The organism is Pseudomonas syringae pv. tomato str. DC3000 (assembly GCF_000007805.1).
GTDB classification, from domain to species: Bacteria; Pseudomonadota; Gammaproteobacteria; order Pseudomonadales; family Pseudomonadaceae; genus Aquipseudomonas; species Aquipseudomonas avellanae.
Map to the genome: position 1 here is coordinate 159,001 of NC_004578.1, position 16,378 is coordinate 175,378.

Annotated in this window: 17 protein-coding genes; 11 read left to right on the plus strand and 6 right to left on the minus strand. The window is 59.8% G+C overall.

Annotation, left to right across the window (positions count from 1 at the left end; translation table 11 throughout):
- Window positions 1–52 precede the first annotated feature (52 nt).
- A complete protein-coding gene (locus tag PSPTO_RS00720) occupies window positions 53–1,009 on the plus strand; it encodes an AlgP family protein (RefSeq protein WP_011103006.1) in 957 nt (318 codons plus the stop codon).
- Here PSPTO_RS00720 and PSPTO_RS00725 read toward each other — a convergent pair.
- Window positions 1,006–1,494, minus strand: a complete 489-nt coding sequence (locus tag PSPTO_RS00725) for a TIGR02444 family protein (RefSeq protein WP_005769473.1) — start codon at window positions 1,492–1,494, stop codon at window positions 1,006–1,008. The genes PSPTO_RS00720 and PSPTO_RS00725 overlap by 4 nt on opposite strands.
- Before the next feature lie 46 nt (window positions 1,495–1,540).
- On the opposite strand from PSPTO_RS00725, the gene PSPTO_RS00730 reads away from it, so the two are divergent.
- From PSPTO_RS00730 to PSPTO_RS00750, 5 genes are all read left to right on the plus strand, one after another.
- Complete coding sequence (locus tag PSPTO_RS00730; protein ID WP_046463329.1) at window positions 1,541–3,451, plus strand: ATP-binding cassette domain-containing protein; 1,911 nt, start codon at window positions 1,541–1,543, stop codon at window positions 3,449–3,451.
- Between the two features lie 16 nt (window positions 3,452–3,467).
- Window positions 3,468–4,061 (plus strand): mechanosensitive ion channel family protein, encoded by a 594-nt coding sequence (locus PSPTO_RS00735; RefSeq protein ID WP_005769469.1) that lies wholly within the window; start codon window positions 3,468–3,470, stop codon window positions 4,059–4,061.
- Between the two features lie 66 nt (window positions 4,062–4,127).
- Window positions 4,128–4,760 (plus strand): LysE family transporter, encoded by a 633-nt coding sequence (locus tag PSPTO_RS00740; protein ID WP_007247202.1) that lies wholly within the window; start codon window positions 4,128–4,130, stop codon window positions 4,758–4,760.
- A 180-nt stretch (window positions 4,761–4,940) separates the two neighbouring features.
- On the plus strand, window positions 4,941–6,839 hold the full coding sequence (locus PSPTO_RS00745; protein ID WP_011103008.1) for a cytochrome c/FTR1 family iron permease: 1,899 nt from the start codon (window positions 4,941–4,943) through the stop codon (window positions 6,837–6,839).
- 214 nt (window positions 6,840–7,053) lie between these two features.
- On the plus strand, window positions 7,054–7,284 hold the full coding sequence (locus PSPTO_RS00750; RefSeq protein WP_005769463.1) for a hypothetical protein: 231 nt from the start codon (window positions 7,054–7,056) through the stop codon (window positions 7,282–7,284).
- 104 nt (window positions 7,285–7,388) lie between these two features.
- On the opposite strand, the gene PSPTO_RS00755 is transcribed toward PSPTO_RS00750, so the two are convergent.
- Both PSPTO_RS00755 and prlC read right to left on the minus strand, forming a co-directional pair.
- On the minus strand, window positions 7,389–7,676 hold the full coding sequence (locus PSPTO_RS00755) for a YheV family putative zinc ribbon protein (RefSeq protein WP_005769461.1): 288 nt from the start codon (window positions 7,674–7,676) through the stop codon (window positions 7,389–7,391).
- Window positions 7,673–9,724 carry an oligopeptidase A gene (gene prlC / locus PSPTO_RS00760; RefSeq protein WP_011103009.1) on the minus strand — a complete coding sequence of 684 codons (2,052 nt, stop codon included), beginning with the start codon at window positions 9,722–9,724 and terminating at the stop codon, window positions 7,673–7,675. Before prlC ends, PSPTO_RS00755 begins: the two co-directional genes overlap by 4 nt.
- 112 nt (window positions 9,725–9,836) lie before the next feature.
- Here prlC and PSPTO_RS00765 point away from each other — a divergent pair, with 112 nt between their 5' ends.
- Window positions 9,837–10,382 (plus strand): gamma carbonic anhydrase family protein, encoded by a 546-nt coding sequence (locus PSPTO_RS00765; RefSeq protein WP_011103010.1) that lies wholly within the window; start codon window positions 9,837–9,839, stop codon window positions 10,380–10,382.
- Between the two features lie 140 nt (window positions 10,383–10,522).
- Here the strand turns inward: PSPTO_RS00765 and PSPTO_RS00775 are convergent, their stop codons facing one another.
- Window positions 10,523–11,578 (minus strand): aminopeptidase, encoded by a 1,056-nt coding sequence (locus PSPTO_RS00775; RefSeq protein ID WP_011103011.1) that lies wholly within the window; start codon window positions 11,576–11,578, stop codon window positions 10,523–10,525.
- A 187-nt stretch (window positions 11,579–11,765) separates the two neighbouring features.
- Here PSPTO_RS00775 and PSPTO_RS00780 point away from each other — a divergent pair, with 187 nt between their 5' ends.
- The 4 genes from PSPTO_RS00780 (at window position 11,766) to PSPTO_RS00795 (ending at window position 15,586) form a co-directional block, all read left to right on the plus strand.
- Window positions 11,766–12,197 carry a DUF3592 domain-containing protein gene (locus tag PSPTO_RS00780; protein ID WP_011103012.1) on the plus strand — a complete coding sequence of 144 codons (432 nt, stop codon included), beginning with the start codon at window positions 11,766–11,768 and terminating at the stop codon, window positions 12,195–12,197.
- Between the two features lie 208 nt (window positions 12,198–12,405).
- A complete protein-coding gene (locus tag PSPTO_RS00785) occupies window positions 12,406–14,142 on the plus strand; it encodes an OPT family oligopeptide transporter (protein ID WP_005768135.1) in 1,737 nt (578 codons plus the stop codon).
- A gap of 322 nt (window positions 14,143–14,464) precedes the next feature.
- A complete protein-coding gene (locus PSPTO_RS00790; RefSeq protein WP_005768136.1) occupies window positions 14,465–15,133 on the plus strand; it encodes a hypothetical protein in 669 nt (222 codons plus the stop codon).
- A gap of 108 nt (window positions 15,134–15,241) precedes the next feature.
- Window positions 15,242–15,586, plus strand: a complete 345-nt coding sequence (locus PSPTO_RS00795; RefSeq protein WP_005768137.1) for a hypothetical protein — start codon at window positions 15,242–15,244, stop codon at window positions 15,584–15,586.
- On the opposite strand, the gene PSPTO_RS00800 is transcribed toward PSPTO_RS00795, so the two are convergent.
- Together PSPTO_RS00800 and PSPTO_RS00805 are read right to left on the minus strand one after the other, a co-directional pair.
- Complete coding sequence (locus PSPTO_RS00800) at window positions 15,587–15,820, minus strand: DUF1161 domain-containing protein (protein WP_003379415.1); 234 nt, start codon at window positions 15,818–15,820, stop codon at window positions 15,587–15,589.
- Window positions 15,821–15,937: 117 nt separating this feature from the next.
- Window positions 15,938–16,369 carry an OsmC family protein gene (locus tag PSPTO_RS00805; RefSeq protein ID WP_005768138.1) on the minus strand — a complete coding sequence of 144 codons (432 nt, stop codon included), beginning with the start codon at window positions 16,367–16,369 and terminating at the stop codon, window positions 15,938–15,940.
- Window positions 16,370–16,378 lie beyond the last annotated feature (9 nt).

The following is a 16,378-nucleotide window of genomic DNA, read 5'->3' on the forward strand; positions in this document are numbered from 1 at the left end:
TGCGCGCAGAAGCCTAGTATGAGCCGCAATTTCGTCACCCAGGAGGTAAGTCATGTCGGCCAAAAAGAAGCCAGTAAACACTCCGTTGCATTTGCTCCAACAATTATCGGGCAGCTTGCTAGAACATCTGGAAGACGCATGCTCCCAAGCTTTGGCTGATGCCGAAAAACTGCTCGCCAAGCTTGAGAAACAACGCGGCAAGGCGCAGGAAAAACTGCACAACTCCCGCATCAAACTGCAGGACGCTGCCACCGCCGGAAAATCCAAGGCACAGACCAAGGCCAAAGATGCCGTGGCTGAACTGGAAGAATTGCTTGATGCGCTCAAATCGCGCCAGACTGAAACCCGCACCTACATTCTGCACCTCAAGCGTGATGCTCAAGAGAGCCTCAAGCTTGCGCAGGGTATCGGTCGCGTAAAAGAAGCCGTCGGCAAGATTCTGACCACCCGCAGCGCCAAGCCTGCAGCCCCGAAAGCCGCAACCAAGGCGCCTGCTGCCAAGGCCCCCGCAAAAGCTCCGAGCAAAGCACCTGCCAAGCCGCCGGTGAAAGCAGCCGCTGCCAAGCCGGTTGCCAAAGCTGCAGCCAAACCTGCGGTCGCTGCAAAACCGGCTGCCAAGCCTGCAGTGGTCAAGGCCCCGGCAAAAACCGCAGCCAAGCCAGCAGCACGGTCAGCCGCAGCCGCCAAGCCCGTTGCAGCCAAATCGACTGCCGCTAAGCCAGCTGCCAAACCTGCCGTCACCAAAGCACCTGCTGCGGCCAAGGCACCTGCGAGCAGCGCTGCCAAACCAGCTGCTGCCAAGCCGGCGGTCGCCAAGCCCGCTGTGAAAGCGCCTGCCAAAGCGCCCGTGAAAGCAGTGACCAAACCTGCTGCCGTCAAGCCCGCTGCCAAGCCAGCTGCCGCCAAGTCGGCAACACCAGCGCCAGCCGCTGCCAAGCCGACACCTGCCGCACCGGCCGCTGCATCGGCAAAACCTGCCGACAATGCAACGCCAACCAGCGCTTCCTAAAGCTGGTCGTCGCTACGCCCCACCGCGATGCGCAGCACATGCAGCGCATCGCGGTGACCCTCGACACAGCCTTCTGCACGTTCATCGACAAGCCCGATCAGCCACTCCTCGGCATCCCTTGCCTCGCCAGCGGGCCAATCTGCGCTCAGCCCCTCAAGCCGTGCCATCAAACTCTGCTCGGCCTCCAGTTCCAGCGCCTTGACCTTTGCTCGCAACCCGCCAAGCGCAACATCCTCAAGTGCCGCATTTCGCCATTCACTGCGTAAATTACGCAGCGGACGCACCACATCGTCGTGCCAGGGCGTCGCCAATTGTCTTATTTGTGCTAATCGTTGCGCGGTGCAGGCCACTTCGCGCGCACCGAGCCAGACCCCGCAAAGCACCATGCACACATTGCCCCCGTTGGCTTGCAGCGTCAGACAAGCCTGCTCCACACCCGGTCGGGCGTAGAAATCGAGGGTGAAACTCCAGAGCGCTGAAGGCATAGTGATCCACCTGTTCAGGACGAAGCTGGTAGACTCCGCCGCCATTATGATTCGACTTCAGAGCCTTACCTTACAGCGTGGTCCGCAACGTCTGCTAGAAGACGCCGAGCTGACCCTGCACGCCGGCCATAAAGCCGGCCTGATCGGTGCCAATGGCGCCGGGAAATCCAGCCTGTTTGCCTTGCTGCGCGCAGAGCTGACGCCCGACGCCGGCGACTGCCTGCTACCCGCCGACTGGCGCATCGCGCACATGCGTCAGGAGGTCGATACCCTCGAACGCCTGGCAGTGGACTACGTGCTGGACGGCGATGAGCGCCTGCGCGAAGTACAAAGCTCGCTGGCCGAGGCCGAAGCGGCGCAGGACGGCGCTGCTCAGGCGCGCCTGCATTCGGAGCTCGACAGTGCCGACGGCTACACCGCCGACGCGCGTGCGCGCAAGCTGCTGGCGGGCCTGGGCTTCACCAACGAGCAGATGGAACGTCAGGTTGGCAGCTTCTCCGGCGGCTGGCGGATGCGCCTGAACCTGGCGCAGGCGTTGATGTGTCCTTCAGACCTGCTGTTGCTCGATGAGCCCACCAACCACTTGGACCTCGACGCCATTCTGTGGCTTGAGGACTGGCTCAAGAGTTACCCCGGCACCTTGCTGCTGATTTCCCACGACCGGGACTTTCTCGATGCCGTGGTTGATCACATCGCTCACGTCGAGCAGCGCAAGATCACCTTGTATCGCGGTGGCTACAGCGCCTTCGAGCGGGCCCGCGCCGAACGTCTGGCCCAGCAGCAACAGGCCTACGAGAAGCAGCAAGTGCAACGTGCGCACATGGAGAAGTACATTGCGCGCTTCAAGGCACAAGCCACCAAGGCCCGCCAGGCACAGAGCCGCATAAAGGCGCTGGAGCGCATGGAAGAGCTGTCCGCTGCCCACGTTGACTCGCCCTTCAACTTCGTCTTCCGTGAGTCGGACAAGATCTCCAGCCCGCTGCTGGACCTGTCCGACGCGCGCCTGGGTTATGGCGACAAGACCGTCCTGGAGAAGGTCAAGCTGCAACTGACGCCGGGCGCACGTATTGGCCTGCTAGGCCCCAACGGCGCCGGCAAGTCGACACTGATCAAAAACCTGGCTGGCGAGCTTGAGCCGCAGAGCGGCCGGCTGGTGCGTGGTGAAAACCTCACGGTTGGCTACTTCGCCCAGCATCAGCTCGACTCACTGGACGCCAAGGCCACCCCATTGCTGCACTTGCAGCGCCTGGCACCGACCGAGCGTGAGCAGACCCTGCGCGACTTCCTCGGCGGCTTCGACTTCCGTGGCGCGCGTCTGGACGAGCCGGTGCTGAATTTCTCGGGTGGTGAAAAAGCCCGCCTGGCGCTGGCACTGATTGCCTGGGAAAAACCCAACCTGCTGCTGCTCGACGAACCGACCAACCACCTGGACCTGGAAATGCGTCTGGCGCTGACCATGGCCCTGCAGGAATTTGGCGGTGCGGTGTTGGTGGTGTCTCACGATCGGCACTTGCTCAAGAGCACCACCGACGACTTCCTGCTGGTGGCCGACGGCCGCGTGCAGGAGTTCGACGGCGATCTGGATGACTACACGCGCTGGCTGGCGGACTACCGACTGCGCAACGCGCCGGTCAGCAACACGCCGGTCAATGCCGACAAGACCGACAAAAAAGCCCAGCGCCAACAGGCAGCGGCCTTGCGTCAGCAACTGGCCCCGCACAAGCGCGAAGCCGACAAGCTGGAGCGCGACCTCGGCCTGGTGAATGAAAAACTCGCCAAGGTCGAAGAGGCACTGGCGGACAGCACCAACTATGAGGCTGCCAACAAGGACAAGCTGCGCGATCTGCTGGCCGAGCAGGCGAAACTGAAAGTGCGTGAGTCCGAGCTGGAAGACGCCTGGATGCAAGCACTGGAATTGCTCGAGTCTATGCAGGCCGAGCTGGAAGCATTGTCGTGATCAAGGCAGAAGTCTGATGGAAGTCCTGGGGTTGCCGATATCCGCCTACTGGATAGAACCGCTGTTGATCGGCGTGCAGATTTTGCTGATTCTGCTGGCCGGCTATGTGTTGCAACGCGTCGTGGGCGGCTTTCTGACCGGGCTGGGCGAACGTTATCCGCTGCCGCCGGAGCTGCTGGTGCCGGTTCGCGGCGGCTTGCGCTGGCTGATCATGGGCAGCGCTTTCGTCTTCGTGCTGGGCAGGCTTGGTGTTTCGGCAACGGTTTTGTGGACTGCGCTGTCCGGCTTTGTCGCGGTCGCGGCTGTCGCGTTCTTCGCAATGTGGAGCGTGCTGTCGAACCTGCTTTGCGCCATTCTGATCTTCACCATCGGCCCGTTCCGCATTGGCGACATGGTCGAGCTGGTCGATACGCTGGACAAGCCCGGCGTGAAGGGCAGGGTGGTCGCCATCAACCTGATGTTCACCACCCTGATCGAGACCCCGGAAGCCGGCGGCGCGCTGGTTCAGGTGCCCAATAGCCAGTTCTTTCAGAAGTCGGTGCGTCGCTGGCGCGGCAGTGATCTGTTCCCGCAGATGGTGGCTGCAAAACCGGCGGATGAGCAGGACTAGAAATAATTGGCTTTGCGAAACAACACGCATTAATTTATCGAACATTCGACTTTCGCGAGGTGCGCAATGGCACTTGAAACGTGGCTGGGCTTTTTTGCGGCCTGCTGGATTATCAGCCTCTCTCCTGGCGCGGGTGCCATCGCCTCGATGTCCTGCGGCCTGCAATACGGTTTCCTGCGCGGCTACTGGAATGCCTTGGGGCTGCAGATAGCGCTGGTGGCGCAGATCGCGATTGTCGCGGCCGGGCTTGGCGCGGTATTGGCAGCTTCCGAGATGGCCTTCACGCTGATCAAGTGGTTCGGCGTGGCGTATCTGGTCTATCTGGGCATCAAACAGTGGCGCGCATCGCCCACCGACCTTGCCGACGAATCCGCCGTGCGGCCGGTGGGCAAGCCGATGACGCTGGTGTTCCGCGGTTTTCTGGTCAACATCAGCAACCCCAAGGCGCTGATCTTCATCCTGGCGATCCTGCCGCAGTTCATCGAGCCGACTGCTCCGCTGTTCATGCAGTACGTGATCATCGCCGCGACCATGGTCGTGGTCGATCTGATCGTCATGGCGGGTTACACAGGGCTGGCGTCGAAGGTGTTGCGTGCGCTCAAGACCCCTCGCCAACAGCGTCGCCTGAACCGCACCTTTGCCAGCCTGTTCGTCGGCGCGGCCGGTTTTCTCGCGACGTTGCACCGCGGCACGGCCTGAATCGGCCGCACACCGGCTTTTGCCCGTGTCCCGATCACCTGAAACAGGGCATCAGGCACTGTTTCAGGAACCCATATGGGCTGATCGTAAAATTCAGTAACAAAAATCCATCTCGACTCTTGAGTAGCACTCCTGCGGAGTGAACAATGCAACGCATCGCATTCTTGTTGAGATTCTGCAATGCCCCTCCGTTCTCGTTTCCTTGTCTGGCTGCTGGTGCCACTACTGACGCTGTGCAGTAGCATCGCGCTGGCCGACCCTGTCGAGGGCGCAGCCCAGGCGTTGCACCTGCTGGATTATCTGGGTGCTGACTACCCGGCCAGCGTGGCGGATGGCAAGGTTGTCGAAGCTGCCGACTACCAGCAGCAGATTGAAGCCCTGACCACGCTACAAGGCCTTGTGCTCGCTCTGCCGCAACGCGCCGAGCGCGCGGATCTGGAACAGGCTGTTGCGCAGCTGAAAAATGCCGTGAGCAGCAAACAGGACGGCACACAGGTTGCGCGTCAGGCACGGCAACTGGCGGCAAAACTGGCTGTGGCCTATGAGGTCAGCCAGGCACCCGCCATCACGCCAGACCCAGCCCGTGGCGCGCCTCTGTATGCTCAGCATTGCTCGGTCTGTCATGGCGACACCGGTGCAGGTGACGGCCCGGCAGGTATCGGTCTGGAGCCGCCGCCGTCGAACCTGCGTGACACTGCGCGGCTGGATCGCCTGAGTCTTTACGATCTCTACAACGCCCTCGGCCTTGGCATTGCCGGCACCGATATGCCCGCGTTCGCCGACCAGCTGGATGATCGCCAGCGCTGGGACATCGCGACCTCTATCGCAAGCTTCAGCGCGCAACCTGTGGCCACTGCCACCAAGGCGTTCAACCTGGCAGACCTGGCCCGTCAAACCCCCGCCGAGGTACAGGCTGCGGAAGGCCCGGACGCCGCAGCGACCTTCCGCGCCCAGCGCGCACAACCGCCGCAGGTGCAGCGCGGCCCGGCGCAACTGCTCGATTACACCGGTGTAACGCTGGACAAGAGCCTGGCGGCCTACAAGGCGGGTGATCGCGAGCAGGCCTACGATTTGTCGGTGGCGGCGTATCTGGAAGGTTTTGAGCTGGTCGAAAGCTCGCTGGATAACGTCGATGCCAACGTCCGTAAAGACACCGAAAAGAGCCTGATGGCTTACCGTCAATCATTGCAGGACAGCCTGCCGCTACCACAGGTCGAGCAAAAGCTTGAGGTGGCCAAAGCCAAACTCAAAGAGTCGGCAGGCCTGCTGGGCAGCGATGGTCTGAGCCTTTCGCTGAGCTACATCTCAGGCCTGTTGATCCTGCTGCGCGAAGGGCTGGAAGCGATTCTGGTGCTGGCGGCGATTCTGGCGTTCCTGCGTAACACCGGCCAACAGTCCGCCGTGCGCAGCGTCAACGTGGGCTGGGGCCTGGCGCTGCTGGCCGGTCTCGGGACCTGGGCACTGGCGGCTTATGTCATTGACGTCAGCGGCGCACAGCGTGAGTTGCTGGAAGGGGCCACCGCGTTGTTTGCCAGCGTGATGGTGCTCTGGCTAGGCGTGTGGATGCACGACCGTCGCCATGCAGCTGCCTGGCAGGACTATGTCAAAAGCAGCCTGGTCGGCGGCGGTGGCCGTTTCGGATTCGCGGTGCTGGCGTTCTTCTCGGTGTATCGCGAGCTGTTCGAAGTCATTTTGTTCTACGAAACCCTGTGGCTGCAGGCAGGACCAGCCGGGCACAACGCAGTGCTGGCGGGCGGCGCCACGGCACTTGTGCTGCTGGTCGGTCTGGCGTGGGTGATTCTGCGCGGCTCGGCGAAACTGCCGCTGTCGCTGTTCTTTGGCATCAACGCTGCACTGCTGTGTGCGCTGTCGGTGGTGTTCGCCGGGCATGGCGTCAAGGCCCTGCAAGAAGCTGGCATCTTCGGTACCCGGCCAGTGCCGTTCTTCGAGTTCGACTGGCTGGGCATTCACGCCGACCTGTACTCGCTCGGTGCACAGGCCATCGCCCTTACTGCCATTGCCGTGCTTTACGGGCGTAGCGTGCTGGCAGAGAAACGCAGGCTGCAGGCATCAGCCTGAAGCTATACACCTGCTCAAGGGCAAGCGGCACCCGCCGCTTGTCCAGACTGCACTAATCAGCGTTATTTCTGCCATCGTTAGATGCTTTTCCTTCATGTACAAAAAACCACCTGTCAGTTCTGTCAGTAGACGCACTTTTTATTCAAGCCTAGTGTAGCGAAACGCCAACTCGGCTATCGGGTACAGGCGCATTTACCTGAAAAAGAGGTGGGTGATGGTCAAGTACGAGATTCGGTTGTGGGCTGAAGATACTGAGCGACATAACCATCCTGTAATAGCCATTGAGTTTTACGAGGAAGATGAACTGCAAGAACATGCCCTGATAAAACTCTACCCTCACGGGCGATACAAGATAATAGAAGGCGAATTGGGCAGGGACGAAGACGTGCTCCATGACTTGGCGCTGGCGTTCAGAAAAAAGGTGGGGGAGCTTGCCGATTGGTGATTCCGCTCTTGAGAGCCTCGACGGCGAGGGGCTGATAAAAAAAGGTTCGCTCAAACGAGCGAACCTTTTAGTTAAAACGCCTCACGTGAAACACGCAGATCAATTCATCCCAGATCAACCGGCTTCTTCAACTTTGGATTCGGAAAAAACTGCACGCCCTGGACCTTCGGATCCGCCGGTTTGACCACCGCCTTGTTAACCCGCGTGCCCAGCTCTTTGGGTATCGAAATACCTTGTTCGTTGAGCGTATCGCTGTACCCGCAGCCGACGCACTCGCGGTGCGGCACGTCGTTTTCGCTCCACATCATGAGTTTGTCAGGCTCGCTGCACGCCGGGCATACAGCCCCGGCGATGAAGCGTTTCTTGGTAATGACTGCCGGTGTATCGGTCATGCTGCCGCGTCCTCACTCAAGCCACTGTGACGCAACAATGCGTCAATCGACGGCTCACGTCCGCGGAAGTCGACGAACAGCACCATCGGCACCTGTGAGCCGCCACGCGCCAGAATGGCTTCGCGAAACGCCCGACCGGTTTCGGCGTTAAGCACGCCGTCTTCCTCGAACTTGGAGAACGCATCGGCAGACAGTACTTCGGCCCACTTGTAGCTGTAGTAACCGGCTGCGTAACCGCCTGCAAAGATGTGCGCAAAGCTGTTCGGGAAACGGTTATAGGCAGGCGGACGCATGACCGACACTTCGTCACGAATGCCTTCCAGCACATCAAGCACGCTGCGCCCGTCACCGTGGGTGGCGTGCAATTCAAAGTCGAACAGCGAGAACTCCAGCTGACGCACCATCATCAGACCGGACTGGAAGTTCTTGGCGGCGAGCATTTTCTCCAGCAGGTCCTGCGGCAGTGGCTCGCCGGTTTCGTAATGACCGGAGATCAGCGCCAGACCTTCAGGCTCCCAGCACCAGTTTTCCATGAACTGGCTCGGCAACTCGACCGCATCCCATGCCACGCCATTGATACCGGAAACACCCGCATGCTCGACGCGGGTCAGCAGGTGGTGCAAGCCGTGACCGAATTCGTGGAACAGGGTGGTGACTTCATCGTGGGTCAGCAGCGCAGGCTTACCGGCAGCGGCCGGCGTGAAGTTGCATACCAGATTAGCCACCGGGCTTTGCAGCGCACCTTGCGCAGTGCGACGACGATCACGGGCGCCATCCATCCAGGCACCGCCACGCTTGTTGGCGCGAGCATACAAATCAAAGAAGAAACGCCCGACGTGCTGGCCGTTTTCCTTGATCTCGAACAGACGAACGTCCGGGTGCCAGGTGTCGAAGCCTTTCTGCTCGGCAATCTCGATGCCGTACAGACGCTGGACGATGGCAAACAGGCCGCCGAGCACCTTATCGATGGGGAAGTAGGCGCGCAGGATTTCCTGGGAAACGCTGTAACGCTGTTCGCGCAGCTTCTCGCCGTAAAAACCGCTGTCCCAGCTTTGCAGGTCCGGGCAACCCTGTTCGGCCGCATAAGTCTTGAGCTGCTCCAGGTCCTGAGCAGCGAACGGCTTGCTGCGTTTGGCCAGATCACGCAGGAAACTCAACACCTGATCACTGGACTCTGCCATCTTGGTCGCCAGGCTCAGCTCGGCAAAGTTCGCGTAGCCGAGCAACTGCGCCAGCTCCTGGCGCAGATCGAGAATCTGCTCCATCACCGGCGTATTGTCGTTCTTGCCAGCGTTGGGACCCTGGTCCGAAGCACGGGTACAGTAAGCTGCGTAGACTTCTTCGCGCAGGGCACGGTCTTCGGCGTAGGTCATTACCGCGTAGTAGCTCGGGAATTCCAGGGTAATCAAGTAGCCTTCGAGGTCCTTGGCCTTGGCAGCTGCGGCCATCTGTTGCTTGGCAGAATCGGTCAGGCCGGCGAGGGCGGACTCGTCAGCGACCAGCTTGGTCCAGGCCTGAGTGGCATCGAGCAACTGGTTGGAAAACTGGCTGCCCAGCTCGGACAATTTGCTCTGCACTTGCGCATAACGTTTCTGCTGCTCGGGCGGCAGGTCGATGCCGGACAGGCGGAAGTCGCGCAGCGATTGCTCCAGAATGGTCTTCTGACCGACGTCAAAGCCTGCGGCCTCAGGGCTGTTGGCCAGCGCTTCATAAGCCTGAAACAGTGCGCGATTCTGGCCCATCTCGGTGGAGTAGGCGCTCAATGCCGGCAGGCACGACTCATACGCTTCACGCAGTTCAGGGCTGTTGCACACGGCATTCAGATGGCTGACCGGGCTCCAGGCAGCGCCCAAGCGGTCGTTCAGCTCGTCCATGGTCAACACCAGCCCGGCCCAGGTCGGCGTCGAGCCCTGTTTGCTGAGGATGTCGACAATCGCGGCACGGTTGTCGGCCAGGATTTGTTCGATAGCAGGTTTGACATGTTCGGCACGAATCGCCGAAAAGGGTGGCAGGTCGTACGATTGCAGAAGAGGGTTGTTCGCGCTCACGGTTTTGCACCTTGCCTGGAAGAAACACTCAGCCATCTTAATTACAATCGATGCCGTGCGCAGCACCCAAACCTGTTCCAGACGTCTATCACTGCCAAAGAAGGAGCCTATCGTGGCCATTCGCAAGTTTCAGGACCACACCCCAGCCCTCGGCGAACGGGCCTTTATCGATCATTCAGCGATGGTTATCGGTGACGTCGAAATCGGTGCCGACAGCTCCATCTGGCCGCTGACGGTCGTACGCGGCGACATGCACCGCATCCGCATCGGCGCGCGCACCAGCGTGCAGGACGGCAGCGTGCTGCACATCACCCACGCCGGCCCCTTCAACCCCGACGGCTTCCCGCTGCTGATCGGCGACGAGGTGACCATCGGCCATAAATCGATGCTACATGGCTGCACCATTGGCAACCGCATCCTGGTCGGCATGGGCACCACCATCATGGATGGCGCAGTGGTGGAAGATGAAGTGATCATCGGCGCAGGCAGCCTGGTGCCACCGGGCAAAGTGCTGGAAAGCGGCTTTTTGTATGTCGGCAGGCCAGTCAAACAGGCGCGTGCATTGACCGAAAAGGAAATCGCCTTTTTTCCGTACAGCGCCACCAACTACGTGAAGCTCAAGGACCAGCATCTGGCTGAGGGGTTTGATAAGCCGTAACTATCATTCCTACGCTCCAGCTTAGGAATGCATCCCGTGACGCTCTGCGTTACAAATCTGCGCAGCGCCGCTCACTCAAGACCGGACGCAGAGCGTCCAGAAAGGCATTACCACGCGGAGCGTAGTAACGATGATCGCGCTCAGTGCATCAACCGCCGCAGCGCCGTCTTGCGCGACTCGACCGGCAGCCCGCCCAGCGCCTCCACCGCCTGATAAAACGCCGGCCAATCGCCATTGACCTGCCTGAACAACGCCGCAAATGCTGGCACCCACTGATCATAAAGGCCAAACGGCAGCAACTTGGCGTTGTTCATCGGGCCGTTGACCCAGCCATCGAAACGCTTGTCGCCCGCCCACTGTTCATCACGCATCTGCCGATAATCACGGCGCAACCGCTCGAACTCCGCAGCCTTGCGCGCCCGCATCACCTCTGCCGACAACGGCTGACGATAAAGCGCCTTTAGCCGCTCGCGAGTCTCCAGCACCAACCGAATGAACTGATCACGCCGCGCCGACTGAGAAACACTCTCCGGCGGCAAGCCCCGGGCAGCACGCCACTGCCGCGTACCTTCCTGCTCGACGAAACTGGCGTAGGACTCATTGAACTCGGTGTCGTCCTTCACATAAAAACGCTGATGCGCCAACTCATGAAAAATCAGCGTCGCCAAGCGCTCGTCGCCCCAACCCAGCATCGAGCTGAGAATCGGATCATCGAACCAGCCCAGCGTTGAGTAGGCCTCCACGCCACTCAAATAAACGTCCTTGCCCGCCTGGCGCTGCAACGCCGCCTCGCCACGCGCCCCGCCAGGGCTGTAATAACCGCGATACGCGACACACCCGGCAATCGGAAAACAGTGCGTCACCGGCTCGAGCGAAAACTCGTCCGTCGCAAACACATTCCACACCACATAAGGCCGCCCCAGATCCGCATACAGGCGATAACTCTTGTTATCCGGAAGATGCAAATGATCGCTGGCAAACCTGCGCGCCAACTGTGACCGAGCCAAGTGCTCGCGCAAGCCTGCGTCCCGAGTCGGGTCGGCAATAATCTTCTCCACAGGCTCACGCGCCTGCAGCAACTGCCACTGGCCCTGCGCCAACTGGCCGTAGTAGGAAACGCTGGAGCAACCGGCGAGCAGCGTAAGGGCCGTTAGCGCGAACAGGTGGCGAAGGCGTGAGGCAGAGGGTATGGGCATGGAGGGCAGGGCTTTGGTGGTGTGGATACGGTGATGTTATGCCGGACGGGTGTGCGGGTGTGCGGGTGTGCAAGTGTTGTGAGGGTATGAAACGGCGCATTGCGCTGCTTGTTAACCGTATCCAATTGACAGACTCCGGCCGGTTCACTGTAATGGCTGGCGCTACGGACAACGCAAGGGACCTGCCATGACCAAAACACCCACTTCCGGCCGAGGTGATCTGCCCCGCGCGCTGATTTTCATCCCGCTGGGCCTGTGCCTGCTCTACCTTACTGTTTGCCTGGTCGTTGACCGGATTAACTTCCTGGCCCAGGCGCAACGCGCTGAAGGGCATGTCAGCGCCCTGAATGCGGGCGGCAGCCACCCACAAGTGGACTTCACCGATGCTGTGGGCAAAGCGGTCAGCTACCCCCAAGGCGGCTTTATATTCGGCTATTCGGTGGGCGACCCGGTGACAGTGCTCTACCTCGGCGAAGCCCCCTCCAGCACCGCGATCATTGAAGACCAGGGCGCGCTATGGGGCGTGAGCCTGCTGACGGGCCTGTTCGCAATCGTGTTTACCGCAGGAGGCGGTTACCACATGGCTGCATGGATTCGCAGGCGCCGGATGGCACGGTGACTGTAAGGACATTCGAATGCCCATTGTCATTGGCGGGCGCTACAAGCCTGCCGGCATAGGCGGGTTTATCCGTAAGACGCTGCGCCACGGAAACGACATTACACAATGCCGAGAGGCCATGCCTCTCCTGAACCGTCCCCCACCTCAACACTCCCTTCTAATGCCGTAGTTGTAACATCCTCAACGCCAACCGCCGAAAGGACTTCGCATGCCTACAGCCCCAACCCCGCAAATCCCCCCGGTCCAGCGCGAACTCAGCCTGCGTGCCGTCATCACCGGCATCGTTCTGGGCATCCTGCTAACCCCTTCCAATGTCTACGCAGGCCTGAAGATCGGCTGGTCGTTCAACATGTCGATCATTGCGCTGCTGATCGGTTACGCCATCTGGCAAGGGCTGGCCAAACGCTCGCCCCATCAGCCGCCGTGGACGTTGCACGAGAGCAATATCAATCAGACGGTAGCGTCGGCGGCGGCGTCGATTATTTCCGGTGGGTTGGTGGCGCCGATTCCGGCTTATACCTTGTTGACGGGGCAGCAGCTGGATGCGATTCCGATGATGGCGTGGGTGTTTTCGGTGAGTTTTCTGGGGATCTGGATTGCATGGTATTTACGGCCGTCGTTGCTCAATGACACATCGCTGAAGTTCCCGGAGGGCATGGCGACGCTGGAGACGCTGCTGCACATCTACAACCATGGCCGGGAAGCGGCTACGCGGTTGAAGGTGTTGCTCAATGCTGCGTTGCTGTCCGGGTTGGCGAAGTGGGTCGATACGTTTGTGTGGGCATTCCCGCGCTGGTCGCCGAGTGCGTCGCTGGAGCGTTTGACGTTTACCGCAGACCCTTCGCTGTTATTGGTGGGGTTCGGTGCAATCATCGGCATTCGTGTGGGGGTGACGCTGTTGCTCGGTGCCTTGCTGGCGTGGGGCGGGCTGGCGCCGTGGTTATTGGCGCAAGGGCTGGTGACGTTACCGGCCGGCAGCAGTGGCCCGCAGTTCGCGGCGCTGGTGGAGTGGTTGCTGTGGCCGGGTGTGAGTTTGATGGTCTGCTCGACGCTGGCGTCGCTCGCGATTCGTTTATGGGGATTGCACAGGTCCACCAAAGCGAACAGCGGGACGATCTGGGCCGTGCCTAAGGCGGGGCCGGCACTCGGTCTGCTGTTGTCGATCATTCTGGTGGTGAGCCTGCAGGCGCTGTTGTTCGGCATCAATCTGTGGATGGCACTGTTGACCATTCCTCTAGCCATTTGCCTGGCAGCGGTGGCCGCCAGGGTGGTTGGTGCGACGGGCATTCCGCCCATTGGTGCTATCGGGCAGTTATCGCAACTGAGCTTCGGCATCGTCGCGCCAGGGCAGGTAACGATCAATCTGATGAGCGCCAACACGGCGGGCGGTTCGGCCGGGCAATGCACCGATCTGATGAACGACTTCAAGGTGGGCAAGGCGATCGGGGCCACGCCACGCAAACAGTTGGTCGCACAGACGCTGGGGATTTTCGTCGGCAGTATCGTCGGAGTGCTGGCTTATATGGCGCTGATTCCAGACCCGCAAAGCATGTTGCTCACTGAGGAGTGGCCCGCTCCGGCAGTGGCCACCTGGAAGGCTGTGGCGCAAACCCTGACCCACGGGCTGGACTCGTTATCAGCGAGCATCCGTTGGGCCATCTTTATTGCAGGCCTGACGGGCCTGTTGCTTGGGGTACTCGACAGCACGCTGCCCGCCCGTCGCGCCCGTTACTTGCCAAGCGCCGCTGCGCTGGGCCTGGCGTTTGTCTTGCCGGCTTCGGTGTCGTTGATGATGGCCCTTGGCGCGGTGCTCACGTGGACAGTCAGCGGTCGCTGGGCCAGTCTCACCGAACGTTTCGCGATTACTGCGGCAGCGGGGCTGATCGCCGGGGAAAGCATTACCGGAGTGGGGGCGTCGTTGTGGCAGATGTTTGGTAATGGGTGAGTGGTGGCGCTTTGGTGAGCCAAGGCGGATCGCCAATCGCGATCCGTCAGAGGCTCGCGAAAGCTGAATTCCAGTTTATGAGGTACTTCGGAGCACACCATGGGACCAGGCCATTGACTGGGGCTCTGCGGAAAAGAGCTTCGTTCAGACACCGCATATTCCGCCCCTCAGCGAGGGCTGCGCTCATTACCGCACACAACAAAAAGCCCACCGTATGGGTGAGCTTTGGGTATTGCTGTATCATCTGTCCGTGGGGGGAGGCATAAGCCAGCTAAGCCCTCGGCAAGTGAGCTGACTATAAGGAAATTCGCAGTTGTCGTCAATGTCGACTCTAGAAGTTGCAAAAGCAATCAGACTGTCCATTTCTTCTGCCCGGATTTCAACCTATGAAAATGCAGCGCTTGCTGTGGGCCGGGGACTCGATGAGGCTGTAACGTTATATGCCTGGAACGCCCTCGTCTCTGGAGCATTTCTTACACCTTTGCACCTGTGTGAGGTAATTGTCCGTAACGGCGTTGCCGACGCAATTGCTTCGGTATACGGCCCTCGATGGCCGTGGAGCCCTGGTTTCGAGCAGAGCTTGCCGGATGTCACAGGCCCGACTTTCAAGCCAAAGCAAGAGCTTGCAAGAGCCAGACAAAAATGTTCCACAACCGGGTCTGTTATCGCGGAGCTGAAATTTGTGTTTTGGGAAAAAATGTTCACGAAACGGTTTGAGGGCCGTCTCTGGGCACCTTACTTACACCGTTTTTTTCCAAACCTGGAAAAATGCTTCACTGTATCTACACACCGAGCAAAGATCGCAGCTGATCTTGAGCAAATCCGGTTGCTTCGAAATCGAATTGCTCATCATGAGCCGATCTTTTCACGAAACCTGAAAAGCGATTTTGCCGTTATTCAACGCCTGACTGAAACACGTTGCATCGTTTCGGCAGATTGGATGAATGGCCAACAACAGGTCATGTCAACAGTCGCCACTAAACCTTTTTAAGCAGAGGTACAGACTCAGGTGCCAAGCCGTTTTCTCACTTTAACAATCGCATTCACCCTCGCAACCCTCGCCGGATGCGCCGGCCCCCTGCCTGCGGTTGATCCAAACATGGCGTGGATCGACATGCGCACACTCACCGGCCAGTTGATCATGGCCGACAAACTGGATGGCAAGAACACCTACGACGGGCGCTATTTTCAGGTGACGCCGGGCAGCCATGAGTTGCAGGTGCGTTATGACTACGAATACCGCTCAGGCGGGATGGGGATGATCGGTGATGAGTACACCGAGATCACCTGTTACGTCAGTGTTCGTTACAAGCACTTCGCTGCAGGGCAGCACTACATGCTGGAGGTGCGCTCACTGGCGAACAGTGTCGACGCCTGGCTTTACGATGAGAAACGCAACGTAGTGGCCGAAGAGGAAGAAGAGGGCGGTGTGCACTGCATCTGATCAGCGATCATTACGCTGGTAGATGATTTTTTTGCTGCCGTTTTCGCAGCTGCCGACGACCATGTTCGGGTCGGTGGCTTCTTCGTTGCTAACGATTTCCAGTGTGTAGGACGTGACATTGTTGGCCTGGATCTTGGCTTCGATTTCATCCTTGAGTTCATCACAGGATTTCGGGGCCGCCAGGGCGCTGGTTGCCAGCAAAGTGCAGGTTGCTGCCAGAATAAAACGTTTCATGCTCGACTCCTGATCAAAATCAAACCATGCGCCAATCAACGCATGACAGATGAAGCAGCCAGCTTTATACAGCAGATACGGGAGCGCACAAGGCGCCCCCGCCAGGTTTACCGAGGATCAGCTCACCAATGTGGCGTCTAGCGTGATCTTGGCGTTCAACACTTTCGAAACCGGGCAGCCTTCTTTGGCTTTCTTGGTCAGTTCGTCGAACTGTTCCTGTGTTGCTCCTGGCACTTTGGCCTTGAGGACAAGGTGCACAGCGCTGATGGCGAAACCGCCTTCAACCTGATCCAGCGAAACCTCGGCGCTGGTATCGATGCTGTCAGCCTTCAGGCCTGCGTCGCCCAGAATCATGGACAGTGCCATCGAGAAACAGCCCGCGTGGGCCGCACCAATCAGTTCTTCGGGGTTGGTACCTTTGCCGCCTTCAAAACGTGCCTTGAAGCCGTAAGGCGCTTCGCGCAACACGCCGGTTTCCGTGGAGATGCTGCCGATACCGCTTTTCAGATCACCTTCCCAGTGGGCGGATGCTTTCTTGACGATGCTCATGGTGGCTCC

Bases quoted from the DNA above. Each gene is read 5' to 3' on its own strand.
- PSPTO_RS00800 (WP_003379415.1), bottom strand. From the start codon at position 15,820: ATGAAACGTTTTATTCTGGCAGCAACCTGCACTTTGCTGGCAACCAGC.
- PSPTO_RS00750 (WP_005769463.1), top strand. From the start codon at position 7,054: ATGGTCAAGTACGAGATTCGGTTGTGGGCTGAAGATACTGAGCGACAT.
- PSPTO_RS00790 (WP_005768136.1), top strand. From the start codon at position 14,465: ATGTCGACTCTAGAAGTTGCAAAAGCAATCAGACTGTCCATTTCTTCT.
- PSPTO_RS00805 (WP_005768138.1), bottom strand. From the start codon at position 16,369: ATGAGCATCGTCAAGAAAGCATCCGCCCACTGGGAAGGTGATCTGAAA.
- PSPTO_RS00775 (WP_011103011.1), bottom strand. From the start codon at position 11,578: ATGCCCATACCCTCTGCCTCACGCCTTCGCCACCTGTTCGCGCTAACG.
- PSPTO_RS00735 (WP_005769469.1), top strand. From the start codon at position 3,468: ATGGAAGTCCTGGGGTTGCCGATATCCGCCTACTGGATAGAACCGCTG.
- PSPTO_RS00745 (WP_011103008.1), top strand. From the start codon at position 4,941: ATGCCCCTCCGTTCTCGTTTCCTTGTCTGGCTGCTGGTGCCACTACTG.
- PSPTO_RS00725 (WP_005769473.1), bottom strand. From the start codon at position 1,494: ATGCCTTCAGCGCTCTGGAGTTTCACCCTCGATTTCTACGCCCGACCG.
- PSPTO_RS00755 (WP_005769461.1), bottom strand. From the start codon at position 7,676: ATGACCGATACACCGGCAGTCATTACCAAGAAACGCTTCATCGCCGGG.
- PSPTO_RS00795 (WP_005768137.1), top strand. From the start codon at position 15,242: ATGGCGTGGATCGACATGCGCACACTCACCGGCCAGTTGATCATGGCC.
- PSPTO_RS00780 (WP_011103012.1), top strand. From the start codon at position 11,766: ATGACCAAAACACCCACTTCCGGCCGAGGTGATCTGCCCCGCGCGCTG.
- PSPTO_RS00785 (WP_005768135.1), top strand. From the start codon at position 12,406: ATGCCTACAGCCCCAACCCCGCAAATCCCCCCGGTCCAGCGCGAACTC.
- PSPTO_RS00740 (WP_007247202.1), top strand. From the start codon at position 4,128: ATGGCACTTGAAACGTGGCTGGGCTTTTTTGCGGCCTGCTGGATTATC.
- PSPTO_RS00720 (WP_011103006.1), top strand. From the start codon at position 53: ATGTCGGCCAAAAAGAAGCCAGTAAACACTCCGTTGCATTTGCTCCAA.
- PSPTO_RS00730 (WP_046463329.1), top strand. From the start codon at position 1,541: ATGATTCGACTTCAGAGCCTTACCTTACAGCGTGGTCCGCAACGTCTG.